Origin of the sequence: Micromonospora psammae, assembly GCF_036902725.1 — a bacterium.
Taxonomy (GTDB): domain Bacteria; phylum Actinomycetota; class Actinomycetes; order Mycobacteriales; family Micromonosporaceae; genus Micromonospora.
Genome location: NZ_JBAKHM010000002.1, coordinates 154,882 through 178,643, shown reverse-complemented (window position 1 = coordinate 178,643; position 23,762 = coordinate 154,882). Strand labels below are relative to the sequence as shown.

Here is a 23,762-nt window from a genome sequence, read left to right as displayed (position 1 = left end):
GCCCACGCTGCTCAGAACCAGTCGTCGCGCATCTCCAGGGTGGTCCGGTCCAGGCTGTCCAGCAGGTCGAACCACGCCGTGGTGCGCGGCAGCTCGTACCGGAAGAAGTAGCGCGCGGCCTGCCGCTTGCCGGCGTAGAAGGCGGCGTCGGCGTCACCGGTCGCCGCCTCGACGACCAGCAGCTGCTCCAGCCACATCCAGGCGATCACCACGTGGCCGACCGCCTCCAGGTAGGCGCTGGCGTTGGCCAGGGCCAGCGACGGGTCGCCGGTGGCCCAGAGCCGGCGGGTGGTGGCGGCGATCCGGTCCGTCGCCCCGCGCAGCTGCGCGGCCAGCGCGGCGGCTTCGCCGTCGGCCTTCCAGCCGCGGCTGACCGTCGCGCCGATCGTCTCCAACAGCAGCGCCAGCCCGGCCCCGCCGCTCATGGTGACCTTGCGGCCCAGCAGGTCGAGCGCCTGGATGCCGTGGGTGCCCTCGTGGATGGGGTTGAGCCGGTTGTCCCGCCAGTGCTGCTCGACGTCGTAGTCGCGGGTGTAGCCGTAGCCGCCGTGCACCTGGATGGCCAGGTCGTTGGCGGCCAGACACCACTGCGACGGCCAGCTCTTCGCGATCGGGGTGAGCATGTCCAGCAGCAGGTGCGCCCGTTCCCGGTCCGCCGGGTCCGGGGCGGTCCGCTCCTCGTCGAGGAGGCGTCCGCAGTAGAGCACCAGGGCCAGGGCGCCTTCCACGTAGCTCTTCTGGGCCAACAGCATCCGGCGTACGTCGGGGTGGGTCACGATCGGCACCTGCGGCGCCGTCGGGTCCTTGTCGGCGACCGGCCGGCCCTGCGGGCGCTGCCGCGCGTACGCCAGGGACTTCAGGTAGCCGGTGTAACCGAGCGCGGTGGCGCCGGCCCCCACGCCGATGCGCGCCTCGTTCATCATGTGGAACATCTGCGCCAGCCCCTGGTGCGGCTCGCCCACCAGGTAGCCGACCGCGCCGGCCCGGCCGTCCGGCCGGTGCACCCCCTCGCCGAAGTTGAGCAGGGTGTTGGTGGTGCCCCGGTAGCCCATCTTGTGGTTGAGGCCGACCAGCACGACGTCGTTGCGGGCGCCGAGCGCGCCGTCGGCCTCGACCAGCAGCTTCGGCACGATGAACAGCGAGATGCCCTTCACTCCGGCGGGGCCGTCGGGGATCCGGGCCAGCACCAGGTGGACGATGTTCTCGGCCAGCTCGTGGTCCCCACCGGAGATCCACATCTTGGTGCCGAAGAGCCGGTAGGTCCCGTCGTCCTGCGGCTCGGCCCGGGTGGTGATGTCGGCCAGCGAGCTGCCGGCCTGCGGCTCGGACAGGCACATCGTGCCGAAGAACCGGCCCTGCACCATGGGCCGGACGAAGGTGTCGATCTGCGCGGCGCTGCCGTGGGCGAGCAGCAGGTTGGCGTTGCCGAGGGTGAGGAACGGGTACGCCGACGTCCCGACGTTGGCCGCCTGGAAGTGGGCGAAGGCGGCGGCGGAGACGACGTGCGGCAGCTGCATCCCGCCGACGGAGGCGTCCAGGCTGGCGGCGAGCAGCCCGGTGTCGGCGAAGACGTCCAGCGCGGCCTTGACCTGCGGAATCATCCGTACCCGGCCGCCGGAGACGGTGGGCTCGCTGGTGTCGGCGGCCCGGTTGTGCGGGGCGAAGTGGTCGGTCGCGACCCGCTCGGCGAGGTCGAGCACGTCGTCGAAGGTTTCCCGGGAGTGCTCGGCGTAGCGGGATCGTTCGGTCAGCCGGGGCGCGTCCAGCCACTCGTAGAGCAGGAACTTCAGGTCACGGCGGGACAGCAGGGTGGGCGACACGGGTCTCCTTCCGACGGGCCGTCAGCCGCGGCGCAGCCCGGCGACGGCCTCCCGGAGGTCATCCTGGCTGATCGGGCCGGCCGGCGCACCCTCCGACGCCTCGCGCATCGCCTTGGCGAGTTGCACCCGGCGCAGCACCTCACGGATGTCCGCGCCGGACAGCCCCGGGGTCAGGGCGGCCAGACCACCCGGGTCGACGTCGTCGGCGAACATCCGGAAGCCGGGCCGCTCGTGCCGGTCGATCAGCTCACGGACCATCTTGGTGATGATCTCGGCGCGTCCGGTCTCGTCGGGCAGCGGGATGGCCAGCTTGACGTCGAAGCGCCCGGACCGGGTCAGTGAGGCGTCGACCCGCTGCGGGAAGTTGGTGGTGGCCACCACGATGACGTCCGGGTTGGCCTCGATGAGGGTGTTCATCTCCTGCTTGAAGATGCCGGCGACGGCGTTGACCGCCTGGCTGGCGGCGTCCCCGCCGGCGCCGACGTAGCTGATGATGCTGTCGAACTCGTCGAAGAGCATGACGGTGGGCCGCCGGTAGCCCCGGGCCTCGCGGAAGATCTGCTTGATGTTGCGTTCGGAGCCGCCGAGGTACTTGTCGAGGATCTCCGGGGTGCGGATCTCCCGGAAGTCGGCGCCGATCTCGTTGGCCAGGGCCCGGGCGAGCATGGTCTTGCCGGTGCCCGGCGGGCCGTACATCAGGATGCCCTGCGGGCGGCGGGCGCCCCAGCGGGCCATCACCTGCGGGTGCCGGAACGACACCGCGATCTCCCGGAACCGGGCCACCACCTCGTCGAGGCCCCCGACCTGGTCGAGGGTCACCGCCGCGGCGACCGGCGGCGGCGCGACCGTCTCCGGCCGACGCCCCACGGTGTACGCCCGCCCGGCCAGCACCCGGGGTTCGGGGGTGTCGCCGGCCAGCTCGCGGACGGCCTGCAGGACGACCGCGACCATCGCCCGCAGGTGTGCCGGCGTGACGTCCGCACTGGACACGACCCCGCGTACGGTGGCCGTCCGACCGCCGGAGGTGGCCTCGTGCTCGATGCGGGGGTGCAGCCCCAGCGCCTCCGCGGCGTGCAGCGCCGCCGCGCCGGCCGCGTCCCGGGGCGGCTCGGCCGGCGGGGTGCCGGACGGGCGCAGCCCGAGCCGTCGGGACGCCTCGGTGGCGACCCGTCCGACGCCGGCGACCACCCGGCCGGCCACCGGGTCACCGGCGGCGAGCCGGTGGGCCAGCAGCAGCCCGGCCGGCCCGCCGAGGCCGAGGGCGAGCAACCCGACGGCGGTGCTGGGCAGCCCGGCCCGCAGGCACGCGTCGAAGCGGTGCACCGCCCGACCGTCGCGGGTCTCGGTGCGGACGGTGAAGCGGACCCGGCGTACCGGCGTGGGGAAGGCCGCGCCGGCCAGCAGCTCCACCGGTCCGGCGGCGGCGGCCGCCAGCAGCCCGGCCGGGTCGACCAGGGTGACCCGGGCACCGAGGAGGTCCGCGGTGTCGGTGTCCGGCCGGAGTGCGTTCCCGTGTCCCGTCATGCGCCCACGTCCCTCGCCGCTTCGGTGCCCGGTGGCAAGTCTGACACCCGTACGCGCCCGCTGCCAGCGCCCGCGAGCTGCGGAAAAGGGGTGCGGCACGCCGATCGGTCGGCGTGCCGCACCCCCAGCGGGTCGGCTCGCGCCGGCCCGTACGCGTCCTCGCCGCGATTCCGACGGACCCCCGATGGCGCATCGCTGCGCACTCCCGTCGAACCTTCCGAGGACACCACCTGGCATTCGGCGATGCCACATGTGGACTGGAGTGTCCACTCCCAATGCCAGGGCTCGTAATGCTATACATACTCGCGGTAGCGGCGTCAACAAACGGTCGCACCGCTGGACGCCGGTCACGGCCAACCATCTGCGGAGGAGTCCATGCCTCAGGCGAGCGTTCCGCCCGACTCCTTCGCCGCCCGTCTCGACCAGCTGTTCCGCACCGTCACCGACGGGCGGGGACGGCCCTACAGCGTCCGCCACGTCGCCCAGGAGTTGACCCGGCGTGGCTGTCGCATCTCGCACACCCACCTGAGCAACCTGCGTCAGGGGCGGGCGCCGGACCCCAGACAGTCCGTGGTGGACGCCATCGCCGCGTTCTTCGGCCAGCCGTCCAGCTACTTCGCCTCCGGCCAGGACGACGCCGAGGGTGGGCGGGACCTGGCGCACGCCCTGGCCAATCCGCACATCAAGCAGGTGGCGATGCGGCTGGCCGACGCCCGGCTCTCCCCCGAGGGGCACGCCGCCGTGGTGGCGATGATCGAGCAGGTGGAGCGCCTGGAGGCCGCCGCCCGGGCCCGCCGCCGGGTGGAGCACCGGTGAGCGTCGTCGCGGACCGGCCGGTCACCGGCGCCTGCGCGCGGCTGCGCCGCTGGTGGCTGCCGCCGGACCCGGCGGGCCGGGCCGACGCGCACGACCACCTGCTGGACGGGATCGCCCTGCCGCGCCCGTTCGACCTGCGCCGGTTCGTGGCGCAGCTGGCCCGCTCGCGCGGACGCCGGCTGGTGGTCACCGTCGCGCCGACCCGACTGCCGGAGCCACGCGCGATCTGGTGCCGGGGCGCGGACGCCGACCACATCGTGGTGGGCCGCACCCGGTCCGGTGCGCACCGCGACCACCTCGTCCTGCACGGCGTCGGCCACATGCTGCTGGGCCACCAGGGGCTGCCCACGGTGGCCGGCCCGCTCGCCGACTTCCTCGGCCCCGGGACGCTCGACCGGCTGCGCGGCCAGCTCACCCGGCTGACCTGCACGGTCGAGCAGGAACGCCAGGCCGAGCTCTTCGCCACCCGCGTCCAGTCGCTCGCCGCGCGCGGGCTGCCGGCCTCCCGTCCGGCGTCGGCCCGATGATCGGCCGACGACGACCGGCCGGCGGCGACGATCAGCTGCGGCAGCTGCGCCTGCAGTCCGAGCAGGCCCTGGACGCGCTGGGCCTGCCGGAGGCCTTCACCTTCGCCCAACTGCACGAGCGGGTCGAGCGTCGCCGGGGCCGGCCGGTGCACCTGATCCCGCGGGACCTGCCGGCCCTGGCCCCGCACGGGCTCTGGGTGGCCGGTGAGTTCGCCGACTACATCTTCTACGCCGCCAACGCCAGCCCGGTGCGGCAGCGCCTCATCATCGGCCACGAGTACGGGCACGCCCTCTTCGACGACGCCTCCGCGCCGTCGGAGCTGGAACAGGTGGCCACCGCGCTGACCGGCGGCCCCACCCCGACCGGGCTGGCCCGCAGCTCGTACGCGCTGCCGCAGGAGCGGCGGGCGGAGCTGTTCGGCACCCTCGCCGTGCAGCGGGCGGAGGGCTGGTCGGAGATCCCGGTCAGCGACACCGGCGACCCCGCGATCGCCGCCCGTCTCGCCGCCACCCTCGAACGACGCCGCCACCGATGATCAGCATCGTCCGCAACCTGATGATCGGCGTGACGCTGGTCTGCTGGCTGATGAGCCTCTACAAGCTGCGCGACCTGGCCCGGGCACCGCACTACCGGCCGCTGCGCGCGCTGTGCCTGGCGCTGGTCGGCGTCACAGTGTCGCTGACCATCCAGCCGTTCATGCCGGCTCTGGACCGGGCGATCGGGGTGCTGGACCTGGGTCGGGCGCTCGCCAACTGCCTGACCCTGGTCTCCGCCACCGCCGCGCAGGCGTTCCTGCTGCACATGACCGGAAACGACGAGCGCGTCCGGCGGCAGATGCGCCGGCGGACGGTCGCGCTGACGGTGTGCGTCGCCGCCATCGCGGTGCTCTTCGCGCTGACCCCGGCCGGGGCCGACCTGGACGACCCGCGGGTGGTCAGCGGCCGCTACTACGGCGAACCGTTCGACGCCCCGTTCCTCTTCGTCTATCTCGGCCATCTCGGCTGGTCGGTGACGCAGGTGGCGGTGCTGGCCGGCCGTTACGCCCGGGAGGCCGGCCGGCCGCTGCTCCGGGCCGGTCTGCGGATGATCATGGCCGGCGCCGCCTGGGGCCTGCTCTACGTGGTGGCGAAGCTGGCCGCGATCGCCGCCGGCGCGCTCTGGCCCGACTCCGGGCTGATCTCCGACGCGGTGGTGGTGTTCACCTTCACCGTCTCCATCCTGCTGATCCTGATCGGGTCGACGTTGCCCTCGTGGGGGCCGCTGCTGCGGCTGGACCGGGTCTGGGGTCGGGCCCGGGCGGTCGCCGACCACCACCGGCTGCGCCCGTTGCAGGTCGCCGTGCACCGGGTGCTGCCGGAGATCGCCCTACTGCCCGAGCCACGCGGCCTCGCCGGGCTGGTGGCGGTGCTGCGCGATCCGTACCTGCGCCGCGTCCGGGCCACCGTGGAGATCCTCGACGGGTACGCCACCCTGCGTCCCTGGATGTCGGCCGCGGTCCTCACCGCGGCGCGCGACGCCGGCCGGCGGGCCGGGTTGACCGGTGACCGACTGGCCGCCACGGTGGAGGCGACGGTGCTGGCCGCCGCTTTGGACGCACGCGCCGCCGGGGCGCCCCCGACGGGGGACCACGACGAACTGCCCGACCTGCCCGCCGGCCCCGCCGACGGTTCCGGTGAGGAGGCCGCCGGGCAGGTCGCCTGGCTCATCGCGGTGGCCCGCGCCCACCGGCAGGTCACCCGGCAGCGGGCGCGCGCGTCGTCGCCCGAGGGGATCGCGGGGCGGGACGTGACGGAAGAGCGGAACGTGGAGGAACAGCATGGTGTCCGGTGATACCGAGGCGGTCGCGCCGGCGACCCCGAGTGTGGCGCGGACGGTGACCGAGGTGTTCGCGCCGGCGGTGTGGGCGGCGATGATGCCGCTGGTCGTCGCGGTGCACGCCACCGCGCCGCGCTGGGCGGCCGGCCTCGGCTGGGGGCTGCTGGCGCTGCTGTTCAGCGCCGCCGTGCCGTACGGGATCATCTGGTGGGGGGTGCGGCGCGGGCGGCTCACCGACCACCACATCGGGGTACGCGAACAGCGGCGTGGCCCGCTGATCGGCGGGCTGCTGTCGGTGCTGGCGGGTCTCGCCGCGCTGGTGCTGCTCGGGGCGCCCCGGCCACTGGTGGCGATGGTGGTGGTGATGTTCGCGGTGCTGCTCGTGGTCACCGCGGTCAACCAGATCTGGAAGCTCAGCGCGCACGCCGCCGTCTCGGCCGGGGCCACCGCCGTGCTGGTGGTCCTCTTCGGCCCGGCCCTGCTGCCGGCCTTCGGACTGGTGGCGCTGATCGGCTGGTCCCGGGTACGGCTGGGCGACCACAGCACCGGCCAGGTGCTCGCCGGGGCCGTCGCCGGGGTGCTGGTGGCGGTGCCCACGTATTTGCTGCTGGTCTGAGCCGTGCCCTGCCGATCCTGGCGCGAGACAGACTTGCGGCCGTCGGAGGTGTCGACATGACTGGCTGGACCGCCCGGGCCGGCCGAGCCGGTCGGCTCGGCCGGCCCGCGGCTCACCCCCGCTCCGCCAGCGGGCCGTCGACGAGGTCGCGGGGCAGCCCGTGGGTGTCGTGCAGCCACCGGTAGTCCTCCCCGGTCAACGGCCCCCGGGACCGGAGCCGGTCCACCACCGGGCGGCCCCGGCGGAGCAGGCCACGGAACCGGTGCTCCTCGTCCGCGATCGTGCGGCGCAGCACGTCGACGTCGCTGTGCTGCCGGAACCGGCGGACCGTGTCCGCGTACGGCTCGTCGGGCAGCGCGGAGAGGCTGCGCGCGGGATCGTCGCGCCAGAGTTCGGTGAGCGCCCGGCGGACCAGCCGGCGCAGCACGTAGCCGCGCCCGGTGTTCGACGGTCGTACCCCGTCGCCGATGACGACCACCGCGGACCGGAGGTGGTCGCAGACCCGGCGCAGCGGCGTCCCGTCCAGCGGCCAGAGCCCGCCCACGTCGTCCACCCAGGACGCCAGGCCCTCGCCTTCGAAGACGGACCGGCCGCCACGCAGCACCATCTCCAGCCGTTCCAGGCCCATCCCGGTGTCGATGCCGGGCTGCGGCAGCGGGGTGAGCCGGCCGTCGTCGTGGCGGTGGTAGCGCATCCGCACGTGGTTCCAGACCTCCAGCCACCGGCCGTCGGTGCCGGGCGTGCCGGTGGGTGGCCCCTCCCCCGTCCAGACGAAGATCTCCGAGTCCGGTCCGCAGGGCCCGGTCGGCCCGTTGGACCACCAGTTCTCCTCGCGGTTCAGCTCGACCGGCACCCCGAGCGCGGTCCAGGTCCGCCACGCGGTCTCGTCCGGTCCGACCTGGTCGTCGCCGCCGAAGACCGTCGCGTGCAGCCGGCCGGGGTCGACGCCGAAGCCGTCGCGGAGCAGCTCGTATCCCCAGTTCAGGCTCTCCGCGATGTCGTAGTCGCCCAGCGACCACGACCCCAGCATGTCGAAGACGGTCAGGTGGGTGCGGTCGCCGACCTCGTCCAGGTCGGTGGTGCGCAGGCAGCGTTGCACGTTGACCAGCCGCCGCCCGGACGGGTGGGGCCGGCCCGCCAGGTAGGGGGTCAGCGGGTGCATCCCGGAGGTGGTGAAGAGCACCGGGTCGTCGGGCGGCCGGACCAGCGAGCTCTCCGGCGCGTACCGGTGGTCGCGGCGGCGGTAGTGCTCGACGAAGGTGCGGACGATCTGGTCGGGTTCCATGGCGGTGGCCTTCCGGGTCGGTGCGACCGGAGACGGTCCGCCGCGGGGAGACGCGTGCCGTGACACGAAGAAGCCGGCGGACCGTTTCCGGTCGCCGGCGGGGTGTGGGTCGATCAGGCGGCGGCGGCCGGCGAGCGGGAAGCTCGCGCGGCGGCAACGGTGCTGCGCCTGGTCTGCATGCCCCCGACCGTAGCGCGCGACGGCGCCGCCGCCCACCGCTTTTCGCGTGGGGCGGCGGCGCCGTCGTCGGTCAGGCCGCGGAGGGAGCGAGGGTACGGGTGGAAAGCTCGTCGGCCGGCGTGGGCCGGGCCGACTTCCGGTTGGGCAGCGAGAGCCGGATGACCTTCCACCAGGCGGAGGCGACCTGCTTGGGCAGCGGGCCGGTGGTGTACTTCAGCCCGTACCGGTCGAACAGCGCCCGCACCTGCGGGGCGATCTCCTGGTAGCGCTTGCTGGGCAGGTCGGGGAAGAGGTGGTGCTCGATCTGGAACGACAGGTTGCCGGTCATGATGTGCATCAGCCGGCTGCCGCTGATGTTGGCCGAGCCGAGCATCTGCCGCAGGTACCACTCGCCGCGGGTCTCGCCCTCGATGGACTTCTTCTCGAAGGTCTCCACGCCATTCGGGAAGTGCCCGCACATGATCACCGAGTGGCTCCACAGGTTGCGGACCAGGTTCGCGGTGAAGGTGGCGGCGAGGGTGCTGAGGAAGGAGGGGCCGGAGAGCAGCGGGTGCACGACGTAGTCCTTGAGCACCTGTCGGCGGATCTTGCGGCCGACGGCGCGGGCCCGGGCCCGGAACTCGGGGCTCTTGTGCCGGCCCTTCTGCAGGTTGCGGCCCAGCTCCAGGTCGTACGCGGCGATGCCGTACTCGAAGAAGCAGGCGTTGATCAGGTTCCACAGCGGCTGGCCGAGGTGCATCGGGTGCCACTTCTGGTCCTCGTCGACGCGCATGATGCCGTACCCGAGATCGTTGTCCTTGCCGATCACGTTGGTGTACGTGTGGTGCAGCTGGTTGTGCGAGTGCTTCCACTGGTCGGCCGGGGAGACGTGGTCCCACTCCCAGGTGGTGGAGTGGATCTTCGGGTCGCGCATGAAGTCGTACTGGCCGTGCAGGATGTTGTGGCCGATCTCCATGTTCTCGAGGATCTTGGCGATCGACAGGCCGGCGGTGCCGACCAGCCAGGCCGGCGGGAAGAGCGAGAAGAGCAGCACCGCGCGGCTGCTCAGCTCCAGCGTCCGCTGGGTCTTGATGACCTTCCGGATGTACCGGGCGTCATCCTCACCGCGCTCGGCGATCACCCGGTCCCGAATGGCGTCGAGCTCCTTGCCGAGGCTCTCGATGTCCTCGGCGCTGAGGTGGGCGATCGGGTTGTCGGACTTCTTCTGGATCACGGTCACGTCCGGCCTCCTGTCTACAGATCGATGTCGCAGGTACCGGCCGCCGCCGACACGCAGGTCTGGATGAGTACGCCGTCGCCCGGGACGGCGGTGGTGGTCTCCCCGGTGCGCAGGTCGCGGACGGCGCCCTGGCGCAGCGGCAGCACGCAGCCGTAGCAGATGCCCATCCGGCAGCCCGACGGCATCAGCGCGCCGGCCGCCTCCCCGGCCTCCAGGATGGGGGTGGCGCCGTCGGCCCGCATGCTGAGACCGGACCGGGTGAAGGTGACGGTGCCGCCCTCCCCCGGCGAGATCACGGTGGGCCGGAACCGTTCGGTGTGCAGCCGGTCCGCGGCGTCCGCCGCCGCCCAGTGCTCCTCGACGGCGTCCAGCATGCCGATCGGCCCGCAGGCCCAGGTCTGGCGCTCCAGGTGGTCGGGGACCAGCACGGCGAGCTGGTCGACGCCGAGCACGCCCTCGGTGTCGGTGTGCCGCTCCACCAGCCGGATCGCGCCCCGCCGGGCGAGTTCCCGCAGCTCGGCGCCGAACACCACGCCGTCCGGGGTGGGTGCGGAGTGCACCACCACGACGTCCGCGCCGGCGCACGCGCCGGCGCGCAGCATCCCCATGACCGGGGTGATGCCGCTGCCGGCGGTGAGGAACAGGACGCGGGCCGGGGCCGGGTCGGGCAGGACGAAGTCGCCCTGCGCCTGGTCGAGCTGGACGATGGTGCCGGGCCGTACCCGGCGGACCAGGTGGTTGCTGACCTTGCCGTCCGGGATCGCCTTCACGGTGACCGAGATCCGGCCGCCGGCGCGGCCCGGTGCCGAGGTGAGAGAGTACGCCCGCCACTGCCGGACCCCGTCGACGTCGACGCCGAGGCGGACGTACTGGCCCGGGGTGTGGCCGCGCCAGCCGCGGCCGGGCTGGATGGTGAGGGTCGCCGCGTCCCGGGTCTCGGCGTCCACCGCGACGATCCGGCCGCGCAGGGCGGCGCCGGCGCGCAGCGGCGCGACCAGGTCGAGATAGTCCTCGGGCAGCAGCGGGGTGGTGACCGTCTCGGCGAGCCGGAGCAGCCGGTCCCGGACGGAGACCTTCGCCGGAGGGCGAGGGACAGTGGTGGTCATACCACCAGGGTGCTCGCTCCTTCGCATAACATCTTGACCGGCGAAGGTGAATTCCACACCGTTTTTTGTGCGGGGAGAACAGCATGATCGAGCCAATCGGGGGTACGAGCCACCGCGCCGCGCCGCTGAGACTCGACGAACGGGTGGCCGAGCAGCTGCGCGCGCGGCTGCCCCAGGTCGCCGAGCGGACCGTCACCGCGATCACCGGCGAGGTGCCCGACTACTCCGGCACCCTGACCGGCCAGATGCGCGACAAGATCGAGAACGCGGTCCGGATCGCCCTCGGCACCTTCCTCCAGCTCCTGGAGCGGGCCGAGACCGCCGACCCGAGCACCCCGCTGAGCCGGGCACTGGAGGCCGCGTACGCCCTGGGCAGCGGCGAGGCCCGGTCCGGGCGCAGCATGGACGCGCTGCTGGCCGCGTACCGGGTGGGAGCGCGGGTGTCCTGGCGCGAGGTCTCCGCCACCACCGTGCAGAACGGGCTCTCCGCGGAGACCGTCGCCGAGTTCGCCGAGCTGATGTTCGCCTACATCGACGAACTCTCCGCGGCCAGCGTGGCCGGGCACTCCGACGAGCTGGCCAGCGCCGGCCGGGTCCGCCGCCGCGACCTGGAACGGCTCGTCCAGCAACTGCTCGCCGGGGAGCCGGAGGAGGTGCTGCGCCGCAGTGCCGAACGGGCGGAGTGGCCCCCACCGCGCACCCTGACCGTGGCGGTGCTGCCCCGCAGCAACCTGCGCGGCGTACTGGCCCTGCTCAGCCGGCACACCCTGGAGAGCGGCGAGGACCTGCCCGGGGTGGAGCTGGCCGAGGACGCGGCGGTGCTGCTCGTCCCAGACGCGCACGACCGTCGCCGCCGGCAGCTCGCCGGCGCCCTGCACGGGCACCGCGCGGTCCTCGGGCCGGCCCGGCCGTGGCCCCAGGTCGCCCAGTCGTACCAGCGGGTGCTGCGCACGTTGGCGCTGGGGCTGCGCCTGCCGGAGGACGGGGCGCCGCTGGACACCGAGGAGCACCTGGCCCGGCTGGTGCTCAGCACCGACCCGGAGGCCCTGGCGGACCTGCGCGCCCAGGTCCTGCGACCGCTGTCGACGTTGCCGGCGGCCACCGCCGCGCGGCTCGCCGAGACGCTGCGCTCCTGGCTGCTGCACCAGGGGCGGCGCGACGAGGTGGCCGCGGAGCTGTTCGTGCATCCGCAGACCGTCCGCTACCGGATGGGACGGCTGCGCGAGCTGTACGGCGACCGGCTGAACGACCCGGCCACGGTGCTGGACCTGACCATGGCGCTGGCCTTCCTGCCGGAGCAGCCGGAGTGAGCCAGCGGGGCTAGCATCGCCGTCAGGCGGTCCTTCCTCGGATCGTCGTGCCGGCCACCAGCATCAGTCCGATCACTGCGGGCAGCCCGACCAGGGCCATGGCCGCGCCGACGTTCAGCGTCGAGGTGTTCGCGGCTGTTCCGATGAGGGCCGGCACCAGCAGGGCCGCGGTGCGGTGGCCGACGAAGAGCACGGTGAATCCCGACCCGGGCGGGCCCGGTGCCCGGGCAGCGGCGTCGGCCAGCTGCGGCGAGAAGACCGACGTGCCCAGGCCGACCAGCAGGAACCCGACGAGCGCCGCATGGCGGTCGGGGATCAGCGCGGCCGTGGCCAGGCCGCACGCGGCGACCGCGGCACCGATCCGTACCAGGACGGCACCACCCATTCGGGCGGCGGCGGCGTCGCCGCCGAACCTCCCGGCGGTCATGCCCACCGTGTACGCGGCGAAGGCCGCCGCCGCCACACCGGCCGAGGCGCCCAGGTCGTCGGAGAGCCGGAAGGCGGCCCACTCGCCGGTGGCCACGTCGACCGTCACGGCCAGGGCGCTGGCGAGGCCCAGGGCGAGGGCGGACCGGGGCACCCGCCACCGCCCGGACCGGCGTTCGCGTCGCGCCTGCCGGGGATGAGGTTCGTCCACGGGCAGCAGGCCGGGCATCACGACGAGCAGGGCGCCGGCGAGCGCCGCCGCCACGGCGGTGTAGTGGAGCGGAACCGGCACCGCGAAGCCCGCGAGCTGTGCGGCGACCAACGCCCCCAGCACGGTGCCCAGGCTCCACAGTCCGTGCAGCCGGCTCATGACCGGATGGTGCCGCCGGGCGCTGACCACCGAACCCTGCAGGTTCATGGCGGTGTCGATGAACACGTCGAAGAACATCAGACCTACCAAGGCCGCGATGAGCATGACCGGCGTCGTCGAGAACCCGATGCACGGCAGCGCGGCGACGTACAGCAGGCCGCCGCCGACGACGACGCGTCTGCTGCCGAACCGACGGATGACCGGACCGGTGAAGAAGCTGCTGAGCAGCGCCGACAGGCTGCCGATCGTGAGCACCAGGCCCAGCAGCCCGACGGAGATGCCCACCCGGTCCCGGATGGCGGGCAGGCGCGCCACCAGCGTGGCGTAGACGAATCCGTTGGCGAAGAACTGTACCGCCAGGGACACCACCGCCCGCCGGACCACGGTCCGCTGATGCGCCGTCGATGGCGTGCCTACCACGGGACTGGGGCGTAGTTCTTGAGCAGCACCCCGTGCAGCGGCGCGCCGCCTTCGCCGCGGATGATCGGGTGGTAGATCCGCGCCGCCGCGTCGATCACGTCCAGCGGCGGCCGCCAGCCGGTGGCGGCCCGATGCGCCTTGATCGCGGGCGGGTTCTCGTCCGTGATCCAGCCGGTGTCGACACCGCACATGTAGACGCGGTGCCGGGCGAGGTCGGCCGCGCCGACGCGCGTCAACATGTTCAGCGCCGCCTTGCTGACCGAGGTGTGCGGGTGCCGATCGGGTCCGTCGCCGCCGCCGCCGAACCAGCCCTCCCTGCCGGTCACGTTCACCACGTACCGGTTGCCGGCAGCCGGTGCGGTCAGCGCCGGGCGGAGCCGGTCGATGAGCAGGAACGGTGCCACCACGTTGACGAGCTGCACCTCCAGCAGCTCGACCGGGTCGACCTCGCCGATCCGGGCGGTCCAGGAGTTCGCGTTGCCGGGGACGACCAACGCGCCGGTGGCGTCGGTGATGGACGCCAGCTCCCGTCCGGGCGCGTCGGCGACGGCGGCGAGGCGCGCGCTCCACTCGGGTGGCGCGGCACCGGGCCGGTGCCCGGCCACCGATTCGACGGCCGTCCCCTCGCGGGCAGCCAGCAGCTCCGCCGCCACCAACGGCTGGTACGCCCACATCGGCCGCCGCACCGTCTGGGCCGCGTTGTTGACCAGGATGTCCAGCCGGCGCCCGCCCTCGGCCAGCCGGTCCGCCAGGTCCAGCACCTGGCGCGGGTCCCGTAGGTCCGCGCCGATGACCCGCAGCGACGGCAGCCACGTGGCCGCGTCCGGCTCCCGCGCGTACCGGCGGGCGGCGTCCGCCGGAAACCGGGTCACCACCGTGACGGCGGCGCCGTCCCGCAGCAACTTCAAGGCCACCTGATAGCCGATCTTCACGCGGCCGCCGGTCACCACCGCTCGCCGACCGGTCAGGTCGGTGCGGGCGCCCCGGTGGTGCCGATGCAGGTCGGCGCAGGCGGGGCAGAGCGCATGGTAGAAGCCGTCGACCGTACGGAACCGGCTGCGGCAGGCGTAGCAACGGCGCTCCCGCCGAGTCCGGCCGGCACCATCCACATCGGTCGGCCCACCGGTCGGCGGCGAGATTGGCATCCCTTCGGCGCGGTCCACAGCGGCGGTGGCCGCACCCGCGACGACCGCCCGGTCGTCGGCGGCGGCCTGCCGACGACGGTTGGCGCGCCGCTGTCGCTGGGCATCCTTGAGCAGCCCGTCCACCGCGCGCTGCACCCGTTGGCGAACCGGGTCGTCGACGGGCAGCGCGCGGATCTCGCCGAGGACCCGCAGCGCCGCCTCGACCTCGTCGCCGTTCATCGTCCCCCCACCCTTCGCCACCGGACGTGGACGGGCCGGATTCGAACCGGCGTCCTCCGCATTCGCAGTGCGGCGCGTCGACCTCTGCGCTACCGACCACCCGGCAGGATGGGACCCGGCCGGACTCGAACCGGCATCCTCCGCCCTGAGAAGGCGGCGCGACTACCTCTGCGCTACGGGTCCCATCGCGTGGCATCCTAGCGACTCTGATCAACACTTTGGTGCGACCCCGATCCGCCGGGACCGATGTCCCCGGTTCGCCGGCCACCACCGATGGTTGCCCCGCACATCGTCTTTCTGGTCGTCGCGGCCGAACCGGTCGCCGCCGGCGGCGCGCCGCTCGCCGGAGAACATGGCGGGCCACTTCGCGGTGAGCCAGGCCGAGGGCCATGTGCCTGATGGATGACGAGCCGGCCCCGCCGCCCTGACCACGCGACCTACCTCGTGGAGAGGCTGCGCGGGGTCGATCCACCGAGGTGTCGAGGGTGCTCGCGATACCCGTCGAGCAGCAGTCACAACCCGCAGCGCTGGCTCGTCCTTGCAGCAACCACGAAGGAGAGCCCATGTTCGCCGCTTACGTCACGGTCACCATCCTCGCGTCGGTCTTCACCGGCATCGCCGCCGTCACCTACCTGATCGGCCACGATTATCCGAAGGCCCAGGCGGACATGAAGCGCGTGCCACGGTCGTGGTTACCGGTACTGGGCATGGTGCTGGCCGCGGGTTCGTCGGGGCTGCTGGCCGGGTTCGCCGTGCCGCTGCTGGGCACCCTCGCCGCCGCCGGCCTCGTGCTGTACTTCCTCGGCGCGCTCGTCGCGCACCTGCGCGTCGGTTCCCGCCAGCTCCTGGGATGGGCCGTGTTCTTCTCCACTGCGGTGGCCGCACTGACCGTGAACCTCACCTACCACTGGTGATCGGTGGGGACGCCAAGGGCACGAACGTCGGTGGCCGCGGAGGGTGGCGCGGCCTTCGCCCGCGAAAATCTGCCGGTGGCCGTGCGTTGACGGCTCAACGGTGAGGCAGGCAGATCCATCTATGACGATGTGCGGGCGTCTGGTCGGAACCGCTCGGGCCACGTCCGCGCCCGCCTCCCCCGATGACGGACACGTAAGGTCGGGACATGCTTGAGTCCCAACGCGAAGCGGTGCCGCGCAACGACGCTGGCGAGCTCGACACCGCCCTCGCCTTCCTGTCCTTCGCTCGATCATGCGTGCTGAAGAAGGTCGCGGGCTTGAGCGAGGAACAGCTGCGGCGCCGCCTGGTCGTCTCCGACACCACACTGCTGGGCCTGGTCCAGCACCTGACCGACGCCGAGCGGTACTGGTTCGGCTACACGTTCGCCGGCGACCCGCGCTACGCCGACGTCGACTTCGACATGGTCGTCGAGCCGGACCGTTCCTCAGATCAGCTCATCGCCGGCTATCAGGCTGCGATCGCCGAGAGCGACGCGCGCATCATGGCAGCCGCTGGCCCGGACGTCCTCACCGCGCAGCCGGTCGGTGACGCGCCTCGTACGCTTCGCTGGGTGCTCGCCCACATGACGAGCGAGACCGTCCGCCATGCCGGTCACGCCGACATCCTGCGGGAGATCCTCGACGGCGCCACCGGCCGGTGAGGTCGCGACACGGGCTGATGACCGTCGACGTTGGTCGCTGGTGCGAGCGTCACCTCGGCTCCGCGGCGGAGGATGTGCGGTTGATCTCGGGCCACCTGTCGCGGGTCTTCGGTGTGCGGCTGTCCAGCGGGCGCGAGGTGATCGTCAAGGTGCGGCCGTACTCACCACGCCTGGCGGGGTGTGCGGCTGTGCAGCGAGCGCTGTGGCGCGCCGGCTTTCCCGCTCCTGAGCCACTGCGTGGCCCGGTGGTCGAGGAGGGCCTTGGGGTGAGCGCTGAGGCATGCGTGCCCGGAGGATCGCTGGCGCCGGAGACCGACTCCGTCAGCCGGTTCGCCGGATTGCTGGCGCGATTCATCGCTCTCGCGCCCCGGCCGGCGATGGTCGGCACCTTGGAACCGGGTCTCCCGTGGACAGCGTGGAATCATGCCCTGTCCGGCGTCTGGCCGGCCGCCGACGATCGCGACGACGACCTGAACGCCGCCGAGCATGCGACGGCGTGGCTCGACGAGACCGGGGCGCGGGTCCGTCGCCGGCTGAGCCGGTTCGTGCGTACCCCGGCCGGTGTCCGCGTCGTGATCGGACACGGCGACTGGGAAGCGCAGAACCTCCGCTGGAACGGCGACGAGCCGCTGGTGGTCCACGACTGGGACAGCGTCACCGCCGCGCCGGAAGCTGTGGTCGTCGGGCTGGCCGCGTCCGTGTGGCCGTGCGGGATGGCACCCAGGGCCGCGACGGTTGCCGAGTCAGCGGCGTTCCTGGACGCCTACCAGCGCGCTGCCGGCCGCGTCTGGTCCGCGGGCGAGATCGAGGCGAGTTGGGCCGCGGGGCTCTGGGTGTACGCGTTCAACGCGAAAAAGGCCAGCCTGGACGGAGCATCGTGGTTGGCACCGGACGAGGCCGAGCAGAGGCTCGCACTGGCCGGTGCCTGAGTCGGCCCCACATCATCGACCACGCACGAGCCGAGGGCCGGAGGCTTGAAGTTGCCCATCATGCCGAGTGTGCGGCCGCCATGCTCGGCCGGTCGATCGGCCCTGGTGGGGTGAGTCGGCCTGCTTCGTCGGCGGTCAGCCGACGCGGTATCTCCGCGCGGTCGTAGCTCGGGAAGCGGACCAACAGAAGCCGTAGCTCGAACAGTCGATGTAGGCCCACCCCCCACTTGCGCAGCGATGACCGGGGCCATGTGCGGCAACCGCTCCGGCCAGTCGGCGTTGCTCTCGCCCGCATTCCGGCAACAGGTCCACGTCGTCAGTCCCAGGCGCCAGATGACCTCGACAATCGGCGCGGGCCCCTGGATGATTCGTGCGCGCTCGCCGCTGTGCTGAGGCGTCGCCGTCAGTAGCGGTAGACCAGGCCGGGTACCACCTCAACCGACCCTGCCGCGACGAGACAGCCAAGAAGACCACCTCCGGCCGGTGCGTCGACGTCGAAGGCGACGATCACCGGCGGGTCTTCACCGACGTGCCGACGCACCAGTGCGCGCTCGTCGAGGGTGGGTTCCCGGAACCGAGGATCCTGGAACTGGGTCGCGCAGGCCAGGTATGCGACGTCCGTGAAGACCACCTCGAGATCGTGGTGGTAGGTCAGGTCGTGTCCCGCTGCCAACCGAAGCCGGGAGCCGTCGAAATGCCGCACGTCCCAGTCCCACCAGGATCCCTCAGGCAGTTCGATCACGCCGCCGATCCTCCCACCGGTGGGCAGTTGCTGGATCGACCCGGCGCGGCGGATACGGCGTCTGGCTCCCGTCCGAGCAGCGCCCAGGAGAATGAACCAGTACGGGCGGTCGGATGCAGGGAGGAGTTGGCATGTCCATCGAGCCGACGCCGGGCGTGGTGCCGGAGCACTTGCGGATCCGCTACACGGGTGAGCCGATCATGCTGACCGTCGACGGGCAGCAGTTCCGCGTCCGGGTCCGTGCCGAGGACCCCGGCACCTACGACTTCGACTGGCTCAGCGGGCCGCACGACTACGGCTTCGGCCTCAGCAGGTCGGGCGACCACGCGATGAGCCTGCCGGAAATGGAGGAAGCCGTCCGCGACTTCCTCGCTCAGATCGATCCCGCCACCGGCTACCTCGCGGAGTAGTCCGCCTGCCGGACGGGGTCGCCAACACAGCGGGGCCAGGCACGCCTGCGCCGGCCCGCCACATCGCGGGCCGGCAAGGGCAAGGGTGTTTCTCCGGTGGCGCTCAGTTGGCGGTGGCGGCCTCGACGATCAGGTCGGCGACGGCGCCCGGGTGCGAGACCGCGACCGAGTGCGACGCCGCCTCGACCGTGACGGTGCGGCGGGAGCCGGCCCGATCGGCCATGAACTTCTGGGCAGCGATCGGGATGTTCCTGTCGGCACCGGCGAGCACGAACCACGAGGGGATCGACTTCCAGGCCGGGGTGCCGGAGCCCTCGCCGAGGGCGGCGTCGCGGATGGGACGCTGGGTGGCGGCGGAGAGGGCCGCCGCCGCGGCCGGAACGTCGGCGGCGAACTGGTCGCGGAACGCGTCCTGCCGGATGTAGAGGTCGTGGGTGCCGTCACCCAACGGAACCGGGGGCGCCAGGGCGTCACCGAGGGTGCTGCCCGGGAACTGGCTGGACAGGCCGAGGGCGGTCTCGCCGGCCTCGGGGGCGAAGGCCGCCACGTACACCAGGTCCTTGACGTTGGGGTTGCCCGCGGCCGCGTTGGTGATCACCGCGCCGCCGTAGGAGTGTCCGACAAGCACGACCGGGCCGGAAATGGTGGCCAGCAGGCGCTTGAGGTAGTCGGCGTCGGAGCTCAGGCCGCGCAGCGGGTTCGCCGGCGCGATGACCGGGTAGCCGCGCTTCTGCAGCCGCGACACCACCCCGTTCCAGCTGGACGAGTCGGCGAAGGCGCCGTGCACGAGCACCACGGTCGGCTTGGGTCCGTGGTGGCGGTCGTCGGCGGCGGCGCTCGCCGTGCCGCTGCCGCCGAGGCTGGCCACGATTCCGACGGCGGCGAGGGCGGACAGGCTCAGCAGGTTCCGGATGCGCATGACGACTCCTCGGAGAAGTAGAACGATCGGTCTTTCTGCTCGGAAGACTAGTCGTTCTACCGGCGCGCGCAAGGCGGGGTGGATCACGTCACCTCGGTGCCGCGTACGGTGGCAGAACGAACAGTCTGTCCCTATGCTGAGGGGATGTCTTCCACCTCGGAGCTCGCCCCGCGGGACCGGTTGCTGCGTACGGCCTCGCGCCTGTTCTATGCCGAAGGACTGCACACGGTGGGCGTGGACCGCCTGGTCACCGAGGCCGGCGTCACGCGGGCGACCTTCTACCGCCACTTCCCGGCGAAGGAGGAGTTGATCGTCGCCTACCTGCGAGGCCGTAGCCAGGAGATCCGCAACGCCGTCGCGCAGATCCCCGCGCACCGGCGCGGACGCGAAGCGCTGCTTCTCATCATGCAATCCGTCGCCGAAGACGTGCGCCGGGCCGACTTCCGCGGCTGCGCGTTCCTCAACGCCGCGGCGGAATATCCCGACCCGGCCCACCCGGTGCGCCGGGCCGTCGAGGAACACCACGCCTGGTTCTTCCAGACCCTCCGCGACCAGGCGGCAGCGGCCGGACACACCGACCCCGACCACACCGCGCGGCTGTTGGTGCTCCTGCGCGACGGCGCCCTTCAGGGCGGCGCCCTCGGCAGCCCGGACCGCGTGGGCGACACACTTCTCAAGGCGGTCAACGACCTGCTCGCCGCGGCTGAACCGACCGGGCGGGGGGACGCCGCCGGACATGACGTTCACAGCGGGACGCAGGGCGGCTGACCGTTGCCGACCGCGTCGGCAAGCACGCTCCACGCCGGTCGCAGGTCACACGCCGACGTCGAGGCCATCGAGGTCGATGACCGCGGCGAGCCGCGCGTCTGAGACCAGCAGGTTGCCCGGCAACAGGTCGCCGTGCACCCAGACCTCCGGCCAGCGGCTACCGGGACGTCGTGTCGACCAGCGATATCAGGGCGTGGACCTCGGCTCGGGCTGCGTCGATCACCGTCGCGACAGGCCGGTGCCGGTCGCCGGTGCAGAGCTGCGCGATCGCGGTGAGCGCGGGGATGGGCGTGGTGGTGCGGTGGATGCCGTCGACGGTCTCGATCGGCCCGACGCCATTGGCCAGCAGCCACAGGTAGTCGCCGAGGTTACTGGCTATCAGGTGCAGCTCGCCCTCGGAGCCGAGGAACACGATGGGCTGGGTCTCGATCGGAGCGTCAGGCACGCGGAGCCAGAAGGCGGCCAGACCGCCGGACCCGTCCTGTCCGAAGACTCGGAACGGCGCCGCGCCCGCAGTCGGGTTGCCGGTCCACGACTGCCACCATTGACCCGTTTCGTCGGACCACATGAACTCGTCGTACGGCTCGAAGTCGTGACCGTCATGGTCGGCGGAGAAGCCTTCAGCGTGGGCTGCGGCCAGCGCGGCCGGCAACGTCCGGTTCTCGTCCTGCACCTGCGAAGTCTATGAGGGCGGAGCGGCCGGCGGCGGACCGGACAGGCCGGCCCAGCGCCTGATCCCAGCGGGCCATCTCCCGATTTCCGCGAAGCGGGGCCGGCGGCCGTTCGATGCGACGCCGTGTCAGTGGCCGTGTCAGCGGCGTGTCAGGGGCGTGTCAGGCCGGATGCCGACAGTGGTCGCATGACAAGTACGGCGATTGCAGTTTCAGGGCTACGGAAGGCGTACCGGGACAAGGTCGTGCTCGACGGCATCGACCTGGATGTCCGTGCGGGCACGGTGTTCTCCCTGCTCGGCCCGAACGGGGCGGGCAAGACGACGACGGTGAACGTGCTGACCACGTTGCTGAGGGCCGACGGCGGAACGGCACGGGTCGCCGGGCACGATGTCGCGACCGAGACCAGGGCGGTGCGTGCGGCAATCGGGGTCACCGGTCAGTTCGCGGCGGTGGACGAGCTGATGACGGGCCAGGAGAACCTGCAGTTGATGGCGGACCTGAAGCGTCTGGGCTCCGGCGAGGGCAGGCGGGTCGTCACGCAGTTGCTGGAGCGGTTCGATCTGGTGGAGTCCGCGCAGAAGCCGGTGTCGAGCTATTCCGGGGGTATGCGCCGGAAGCTGGATCTGGCGATGACGCTGGTCGGCAAGCCACGGATCATCTTCCTGGACGAGCCGACGACGGGACTGGATCCGCGCAGTCGCCGCGCGATGTGGGCAATCGTCCGCGAGCTGGTGGCCGACGGGGTGACCCTCTTCCTCACCACCCAGTACCTCGAGGAAGCCGACCAGCTCGCCGACCGGATCGCGGTACTCGACCAGGGCCGCCTGGTTGCCCAGGGCACTCCCGACGACCTCAAACGCCAGGTGCCCGGCAGTCATGTCCGGCTTCGGTTCACCGACGCCGTCGAACTCGACGCGGCCGCGCGGGTCCTCACCGACTCCACGCGCGACGACGAGGCACTGGCGCTGCGGGTTCCCAGCGACGGTGGCACGAGATCACTGCGGGCCCTGCTGGACCGGCTCGACGAGTACTCGATCAGCGCCGAAGAGCTCTCCGTCCACACGCCGGACCTCGATGACGTCTTCCTCGCCCTGACGGGCCGCACCCACACCACGGAGGTGGTCGCGAAATGAGCACCAAGTCCCACTCGATGGTCATGTTGCGCCGCAACTTCAAGCACATCGCCCGGAATCCGACCTCGATGTTCAACGCGGTGCTGATGCCGATCGTGATCATGTGGATGTTCGTGTACATGTTCGGAGACGCTTTCAACGTCGGGATCGACTACATCGACTACGCGACGCCGGGGCTGATGCTGTTGGCCGTCTGTTACGGGCTGGGGGCCACCGCGACGTCGGTGAACTCCGACATGACGAAGGGCATCATCAACCGGTTCAAGGTCATGGACGTCTCCCGTGGCGCGGTGTTGACCGGTCACGTCGTGGCCAGTCTGCTGACCAATCTGATCGCCATCGGGGCGCTCATCGGGGTGGCCTTCCTGCTGGGATTCAGCCCGTCGGCGAGTTCCCTCGACTGGCTCGGCGTGGTCGGCATCGTCGTGCTGCTCGGTTTCGCGGCCGGCTGGCTCACGGTCGCCCTGGGGTTGGCGGCGAAGTCTCCGGAGACGGCGGGTCTGGCTGCCGTGCCGCTGGTCATGCTGCCGTTCTTCAGCAGCGCGATCGTACCGGCGGAGAAGATGGGGCCGGGCCTGCGGCAGTTCGCGGAGTATCAGCCCTTCACCCCGATCATCGAAACCATGCGCGGGTTGCTCAACGGCGCACCCTCCTCCAGCGATGCGATCGCCGCCGTCGCCTGGTGCGTCGGCATCGCTCTCGTCGGTTACCTGTGGGCGCGTTCCACCTTCAACAGGCGCGCCTGACCTCCCGGGCGACGCCCCTCCTAGGACCGAGATCGGGCTGACCCCCAAGCCGCCAGCGACGAACTGACACGGCGCGCGCTCGCCGACGGCGAACGCGCGCCCCGGGCGCGCGGACCAACGCTCCCCCGCCGCCCCACCAACACTTCACGCATGAGACACGAGGAGAGGCATCATGCCTACATTCGCCACGCCAGGACCCATCGTCGCCACCGTTGTCGTCGCCGGTGCTCAGGTGCGGGTCACCGCGAGCGACCGGACGGACAGCACGGTGCGGGTCGAACCCATCAACAAGGCGAGACAGTCGGACGTCAAGGTGGCCGACAAGACCAAGGTCGACTTCGTCGGCGGTCAGCTGTCGGTCAAGACGACCAGCTCCGGGGACAGGAACGGCTCCGTCGCCATCACGATCGACCTGCCCACCGGCTCCAGCCTGGTCGCGTACCTGGCGCACTCGGACGTCCAGGCCGACGGCTCATTCGGGGAGTGCGAGCTGCACATGGCATCGGGTCGGGTCCAGCTCGATCGCATCCACACGCTGCACGCGAACATCGCGGCCGGTGAAGTGACGATCGGCCACATCGCCGGGCGCGCCAACATCGACGGTGCGGCGTTCGCGATGCGGATCGACGAGGTCGAGCAGACCGTCAAGCTGTCGAGCTCGGGCGGGCAGATCTGGATCGGTCACGCAGCGGCCGACCTCGACCTCAGCAGTGGCAGCGGCGGTTTCGAGATCGACCGCGCCGACGGCAGCGTCACCGCCAAGACGGGGGACGGCGCCATTCGGATCGGTCGGTTGACCCGCGGTCAGGCGGAGCTGGCGACCCACTCGGGAAACATCGAGGTCGGCATCAGCGAGGGCACCATGGCCAGGGTCGACGCCGACAGCAAGCGAGGGTCGGTGCGCAACTCGGTCCCGTCCCAGGAAGACCGCGACACGTACGACGACAAGGTCACGGTCCACGCCCGCACGCGGCACGGCGACATCACCATTCACCGCGTAGCGAGCTGACTTCAACGCGACGGCGCA

The 23,762-nt window shown here is 72.1% G+C and carries 24 protein-coding genes, 2 tRNA genes and 1 pseudogene; 14 read left to right on the top strand and 13 right to left on the bottom strand.

Going from position 1 to position 23,762, the window contains the following annotated elements:
- Positions 1 to 11: 11 nt before the first annotated feature.
- Together V6U79_RS04110 and V6U79_RS04105 are read right to left on the bottom strand one after the other, a co-directional pair.
- Positions 12 to 1,820 carry an acyl-CoA dehydrogenase gene (locus V6U79_RS04110; RefSeq protein WP_334613542.1) on the bottom strand — a complete coding sequence of 603 codons (1,809 nt, stop codon included), beginning with the start codon at positions 1,818 to 1,820 and terminating at the stop codon, positions 12 to 14.
- 21 nt (positions 1,821 to 1,841) lie between these two features.
- Positions 1,842 to 3,344, bottom strand: a complete 1,503-nt coding sequence (locus V6U79_RS04105; RefSeq protein WP_334613541.1) for an ATP-binding protein — start codon at positions 3,342 to 3,344, stop codon at positions 1,842 to 1,844.
- A gap of 375 nt (positions 3,345 to 3,719) precedes the next feature.
- Here V6U79_RS04105 and V6U79_RS04100 point away from each other — a divergent pair, with 375 nt between their 5' ends.
- The 5 genes from V6U79_RS04100 to V6U79_RS04080 are packed head-to-tail and all read left to right on the top strand — an operon-like array spanning position 3,720 to position 7,119.
- Entirely contained in the window at positions 3,720 to 4,160 is a 441-nt protein-coding gene (locus V6U79_RS04100; RefSeq protein WP_334524183.1) for a hypothetical protein, read from the top strand.
- Positions 4,157 to 4,687: a hypothetical protein gene (locus V6U79_RS04095; RefSeq protein WP_334613540.1), complete on the top strand. Its 531-nt coding sequence runs from the start codon at positions 4,157 to 4,159 to the stop codon at positions 4,685 to 4,687. Before V6U79_RS04100 ends, V6U79_RS04095 begins: the two co-directional genes overlap by 4 nt.
- Positions 4,684 to 5,223: a M78 family metallopeptidase domain-containing protein gene (locus tag V6U79_RS04090; RefSeq protein WP_334524178.1), complete on the top strand. Its 540-nt coding sequence runs from the start codon at positions 4,684 to 4,686 to the stop codon at positions 5,221 to 5,223. Before V6U79_RS04095 ends, V6U79_RS04090 begins: the two co-directional genes overlap by 4 nt.
- Positions 5,220 to 6,518 carry an MAB_1171c family putative transporter gene (locus tag V6U79_RS04085; RefSeq protein WP_334613539.1) on the top strand — a complete coding sequence of 433 codons (1,299 nt, stop codon included), beginning with the start codon at positions 5,220 to 5,222 and terminating at the stop codon, positions 6,516 to 6,518. The genes V6U79_RS04090 and V6U79_RS04085 overlap by 4 nt, the downstream gene beginning before the upstream one ends.
- The gene (locus V6U79_RS04080; RefSeq protein ID WP_334524173.1) at positions 6,505 to 7,119 is read left to right on the top strand and encodes a phosphatase PAP2 family protein; all 615 of its coding nucleotides are present in this window, start codon (positions 6,505 to 6,507) and stop codon (positions 7,117 to 7,119) included. Before V6U79_RS04085 ends, V6U79_RS04080 begins: the two co-directional genes overlap by 14 nt.
- Positions 7,120 to 7,231: 112 nt before the next feature.
- On the opposite strand, the gene V6U79_RS04075 is transcribed toward V6U79_RS04080, so the two are convergent.
- The 3 genes from V6U79_RS04075 to V6U79_RS04065 form a co-directional block, all read right to left on the bottom strand.
- Positions 7,232 to 8,404, bottom strand: coding sequence for an alanine--tRNA ligase-related protein (locus V6U79_RS04075; RefSeq protein ID WP_334613538.1), 1,173 nt, complete (start codon positions 8,402 to 8,404; stop codon positions 7,232 to 7,234).
- Between the two features lie 250 nt (positions 8,405 to 8,654).
- On the bottom strand, positions 8,655 to 9,803 hold the full coding sequence (locus tag V6U79_RS04070) for a fatty acid desaturase family protein (protein ID WP_334613536.1): 1,149 nt from the start codon (positions 9,801 to 9,803) through the stop codon (positions 8,655 to 8,657).
- A 14-nt stretch (positions 9,804 to 9,817) separates the two neighbouring features.
- On the bottom strand, positions 9,818 to 10,909 hold the full coding sequence (locus tag V6U79_RS04065; protein WP_334613535.1) for a ferredoxin reductase: 1,092 nt from the start codon (positions 10,907 to 10,909) through the stop codon (positions 9,818 to 9,820).
- Between the two features lie 83 nt (positions 10,910 to 10,992).
- Between V6U79_RS04065 and V6U79_RS04060 the strand changes: the two genes are divergently transcribed.
- Complete coding sequence (locus tag V6U79_RS04060) at positions 10,993 to 12,219, top strand: PucR family transcriptional regulator (RefSeq protein WP_334613533.1); 1,227 nt, start codon at positions 10,993 to 10,995, stop codon at positions 12,217 to 12,219.
- A gap of 22 nt (positions 12,220 to 12,241) precedes the next feature.
- Here the strand turns inward: V6U79_RS04060 and V6U79_RS04055 are convergent, their stop codons facing one another.
- The 4 genes from V6U79_RS04055 to V6U79_RS04040 form a co-directional block, all read right to left on the bottom strand.
- Positions 12,242 to 13,381 (bottom strand): MFS transporter, encoded by a 1,140-nt coding sequence (locus tag V6U79_RS04055; protein ID WP_334613532.1) that lies wholly within the window; start codon positions 13,379 to 13,381, stop codon positions 12,242 to 12,244.
- A 47-nt stretch (positions 13,382 to 13,428) separates the two neighbouring features.
- On the bottom strand, positions 13,429 to 14,799 hold the full coding sequence (locus tag V6U79_RS04050) for an SDR family oxidoreductase (protein WP_334524155.1): 1,371 nt from the start codon (positions 14,797 to 14,799) through the stop codon (positions 13,429 to 13,431).
- A gap of 25 nt (positions 14,800 to 14,824) precedes the next feature.
- Positions 14,825 to 14,899 (bottom strand) — tRNA-Arg (locus V6U79_RS04045).
- A 10-nt stretch (positions 14,900 to 14,909) separates the two neighbouring features.
- Positions 14,910 to 14,982, bottom strand: a tRNA-Glu gene (locus V6U79_RS04040).
- Between the two features lie 380 nt (positions 14,983 to 15,362).
- On the opposite strand from V6U79_RS04040, the gene V6U79_RS04035 reads away from it, so the two are divergent.
- The 3 genes from V6U79_RS04035 (at position 15,363) to V6U79_RS04025 (ending at position 17,343) form a co-directional block, all read left to right on the top strand.
- Complete coding sequence (locus tag V6U79_RS04035) at positions 15,363 to 15,713, top strand: DoxX family protein (RefSeq protein WP_334613531.1); 351 nt, start codon at positions 15,363 to 15,365, stop codon at positions 15,711 to 15,713.
- Positions 15,714 to 15,919: 206 nt separating this feature from the next.
- Complete coding sequence (locus tag V6U79_RS04030; protein WP_334524149.1) at positions 15,920 to 16,414, top strand: DinB family protein; 495 nt, start codon at positions 15,920 to 15,922, stop codon at positions 16,412 to 16,414.
- A 17-nt stretch (positions 16,415 to 16,431) separates the two neighbouring features.
- Positions 16,432 to 17,343: a phosphotransferase family protein gene (locus V6U79_RS04025; RefSeq protein ID WP_334613530.1), complete on the top strand. Its 912-nt coding sequence runs from the start codon at positions 16,432 to 16,434 to the stop codon at positions 17,341 to 17,343.
- A 403-nt stretch (positions 17,344 to 17,746) separates the two neighbouring features.
- Here the strand turns inward: V6U79_RS04025 and V6U79_RS04020 are convergent, their stop codons facing one another.
- Positions 17,747 to 18,085, bottom strand: a complete 339-nt coding sequence (locus V6U79_RS04020; protein ID WP_334524144.1) for a hypothetical protein — start codon at positions 18,083 to 18,085, stop codon at positions 17,747 to 17,749.
- A gap of 131 nt (positions 18,086 to 18,216) precedes the next feature.
- Here V6U79_RS04020 and V6U79_RS04015 point away from each other — a divergent pair, with 131 nt between their 5' ends.
- The gene (locus tag V6U79_RS04015) at positions 18,217 to 18,495 is read left to right on the top strand and encodes a hypothetical protein (protein ID WP_334524142.1); all 279 of its coding nucleotides are present in this window, start codon (positions 18,217 to 18,219) and stop codon (positions 18,493 to 18,495) included.
- Between the two features lie 103 nt (positions 18,496 to 18,598).
- Here the strand turns inward: V6U79_RS04015 and V6U79_RS04010 are convergent, their stop codons facing one another.
- Positions 18,599 to 19,414: an alpha/beta fold hydrolase gene (locus tag V6U79_RS04010; RefSeq protein ID WP_334613528.1), complete on the bottom strand. Its 816-nt coding sequence runs from the start codon at positions 19,412 to 19,414 to the stop codon at positions 18,599 to 18,601.
- A gap of 78 nt (positions 19,415 to 19,492) precedes the next feature.
- Between V6U79_RS04010 and V6U79_RS04005 the strand changes: the two genes are divergently transcribed.
- A complete protein-coding gene (locus tag V6U79_RS04005) occupies positions 19,493 to 20,182 on the top strand; it encodes a TetR/AcrR family transcriptional regulator (RefSeq protein WP_334613526.1) in 690 nt (229 codons plus the stop codon).
- A gap of 45 nt (positions 20,183 to 20,227) precedes the next feature.
- On the opposite strand, the pseudogene V6U79_RS04000 reads toward V6U79_RS04005, so the two are convergent.
- Together V6U79_RS04000 and V6U79_RS03995 are read right to left on the bottom strand one after the other, a co-directional pair.
- A pseudogene (locus tag V6U79_RS04000) lies at positions 20,228 to 20,326 on the bottom strand (phosphotransferase); the annotation flags it as partial.
- Positions 20,327 to 20,339: 13 nt separating this feature from the next.
- Entirely contained in the window at positions 20,340 to 20,855 is a 516-nt protein-coding gene (locus tag V6U79_RS03995; RefSeq protein ID WP_334613525.1) for an SMI1/KNR4 family protein, read from the bottom strand.
- Positions 20,856 to 21,041: 186 nt separating this feature from the next.
- Between V6U79_RS03995 and V6U79_RS03990 the strand changes: the two genes are divergently transcribed.
- The 3 genes from V6U79_RS03990 (at position 21,042) to V6U79_RS03980 (ending at position 23,744) form a co-directional block, all read left to right on the top strand.
- Positions 21,042 to 21,989, top strand: a complete 948-nt coding sequence (locus tag V6U79_RS03990; protein ID WP_334613523.1) for an ATP-binding cassette domain-containing protein — start codon at positions 21,042 to 21,044, stop codon at positions 21,987 to 21,989.
- Positions 21,986 to 22,735, top strand: a complete 750-nt coding sequence (locus V6U79_RS03985; RefSeq protein ID WP_334613522.1) for an ABC transporter permease — start codon at positions 21,986 to 21,988, stop codon at positions 22,733 to 22,735. The genes V6U79_RS03990 and V6U79_RS03985 overlap by 4 nt, the downstream gene beginning before the upstream one ends.
- Before the next feature lie 172 nt (positions 22,736 to 22,907).
- On the top strand, positions 22,908 to 23,744 hold the full coding sequence (locus V6U79_RS03980) for a DUF4097 family beta strand repeat-containing protein (protein WP_503629756.1): 837 nt from the start codon (positions 22,908 to 22,910) through the stop codon (positions 23,742 to 23,744).
- Positions 23,745 to 23,762 lie beyond the last annotated feature (18 nt).

Coding starts and splice junctions, on each gene's coding strand:
- V6U79_RS04030 (WP_334524149.1), top strand. CDS start 15,920: ATGCTTGAGTCCCAACGCGAAGCGGTGCCGCGCAACGACGCTGGCGAG.
- V6U79_RS03990 (WP_334613523.1), top strand. CDS start 21,042: ATGACAAGTACGGCGATTGCAGTTTCAGGGCTACGGAAGGCGTACCGG.
- V6U79_RS04065 (WP_334613535.1), bottom strand. CDS start 10,909: ATGACCACCACTGTCCCTCGCCCTCCGGCGAAGGTCTCCGTCCGGGAC.
- V6U79_RS04015 (WP_334524142.1), top strand. CDS start 18,217: ATGTCCATCGAGCCGACGCCGGGCGTGGTGCCGGAGCACTTGCGGATC.
- V6U79_RS04100 (WP_334524183.1), top strand. CDS start 3,720: ATGCCTCAGGCGAGCGTTCCGCCCGACTCCTTCGCCGCCCGTCTCGAC.
- V6U79_RS04035 (WP_334613531.1), top strand. CDS start 15,363: ATGTTCGCCGCTTACGTCACGGTCACCATCCTCGCGTCGGTCTTCACC.
- V6U79_RS04050 (WP_334524155.1), bottom strand. CDS start 14,799: ATGAACGGCGACGAGGTCGAGGCGGCGCTGCGGGTCCTCGGCGAGATC.
- V6U79_RS04080 (WP_334524173.1), top strand. CDS start 6,505: ATGGTGTCCGGTGATACCGAGGCGGTCGCGCCGGCGACCCCGAGTGTG.
- V6U79_RS04085 (WP_334613539.1), top strand. CDS start 5,220: ATGATCAGCATCGTCCGCAACCTGATGATCGGCGTGACGCTGGTCTGC.
- V6U79_RS04090 (WP_334524178.1), top strand. CDS start 4,684: ATGATCGGCCGACGACGACCGGCCGGCGGCGACGATCAGCTGCGGCAG.
- V6U79_RS03985 (WP_334613522.1), top strand. CDS start 21,986: ATGAGCACCAAGTCCCACTCGATGGTCATGTTGCGCCGCAACTTCAAG.
- V6U79_RS04105 (WP_334613541.1), bottom strand. CDS start 3,344: ATGACGGGACACGGGAACGCACTCCGGCCGGACACCGACACCGCGGAC.
- V6U79_RS04025 (WP_334613530.1), top strand. CDS start 16,432: ATGACCGTCGACGTTGGTCGCTGGTGCGAGCGTCACCTCGGCTCCGCG.
- V6U79_RS04075 (WP_334613538.1), bottom strand. CDS start 8,404: ATGGAACCCGACCAGATCGTCCGCACCTTCGTCGAGCACTACCGCCGC.
- V6U79_RS03980 (WP_503629756.1), top strand. CDS start 22,908: ATGCCTACATTCGCCACGCCAGGACCCATCGTCGCCACCGTTGTCGTC.
- V6U79_RS04060 (WP_334613533.1), top strand. CDS start 10,993: ATGATCGAGCCAATCGGGGGTACGAGCCACCGCGCCGCGCCGCTGAGA.
- V6U79_RS04010 (WP_334613528.1), bottom strand. CDS start 19,414: ATGCGCATCCGGAACCTGCTGAGCCTGTCCGCCCTCGCCGCCGTCGGA.